The following is an 856-nucleotide window of genomic DNA, read 5'->3' as shown; positions in this document are numbered from 1 at the left end:
GGTTGGACAGAAGTCCAATCATTGGGGTGTTTTTCATGGCGAAGTACGACGAGCGTTACAGCCGGCGTGCACAGTCCATCGAATCCAGTGTGGCTTGGCGTTTTTTCTCATCTGATACACCAAAATCAAATTTGGTGTACCAAATTCAACTTTTTTGAGTAACATTGCCATGTTCAATGTGGCATTCAAAAAAGGAGATAGGCATGGAAAAACTCAGGCATATAGCGCTTTCGGTCAGCGATCCAGAGGCCGCGGCGCAGTTCTTCGAGCAGGCCTTCGGCATGACTCGCGCCGGGCGCGCGATGCGCGGCTGGTATATGACGGATGGGGTCATGAATGTGGCGCTGCTCAACTTCAAGGATGAGACCGTGCCGGGCTACGCGGGGCTGAAGGATGTGCGCGGTGTCATCCACTTCGGCATGTGGGTCGACAACCTGGAGGCGGCCGAAGAGCGGATCAAGGCCGCCGGCGGCAGCTATCTGACGGGGCGCAAGGAAGCCGATCCGAACGTCTTTTACGAGGTCAAGTACCGCATGCCCGATGGCATCGTCTTTGACCTCACCGAAACCGGCTGGAAGGGCGCGACCAAGGAGGTCATGTCGGCTTCAGCTCCCATCGCCGCAGTCTAGTTTCGGAGCACACCCTCTATGGCACACCATGTTCTGGCACTGATCCCGTTGCCGCAGGAAACCCGCGACGCGCTTTCCTCGAGCTACATCCTTCACTACCATCCGGACGGCCCCGATGCCGCCGCCATCGCCGCTGGTGCGCGACATGAAGTCGTCGCCGTGGTGACCAACGGCACGACCGGTCTGTCCGGTCCGTGCATGGCGCAGCTTCCGGCATTGCGGCTGGT

At 58.5% G+C, this 856-nt stretch carries 1 protein-coding gene and 1 pseudogene; both read left to right on the top strand.

Annotation, left to right across the window (positions count from 1 at the left end):
* Positions 1–203: 203 nt before the first annotated feature.
* The gene (locus tag D3H34_RS33125; protein WP_119558908.1) at positions 204–629 is read left to right on the top strand and encodes a VOC family protein; all 426 of its coding nucleotides are present in this window, start codon (positions 204–206) and stop codon (positions 627–629) included.
* Positions 630–647: 18 nt separating this feature from the next.
* A pseudogene (locus tag D3H34_RS33120) lies at positions 648–856 on the top strand (2-hydroxyacid dehydrogenase); the annotation flags it as partial.

This window comes from Acidovorax cavernicola, from assembly GCF_003581445.1.
This window is presented reverse-complemented; position numbering and strand designations above follow the sequence as displayed.

Bases quoted from the DNA above. Each gene is read 5' to 3' on its own strand.
- D3H34_RS33125 (WP_119558908.1), top strand. From the start codon at position 204: ATGGAAAAACTCAGGCATATAGCGCTTTCGGTCAGCGATCCAGAGGCC.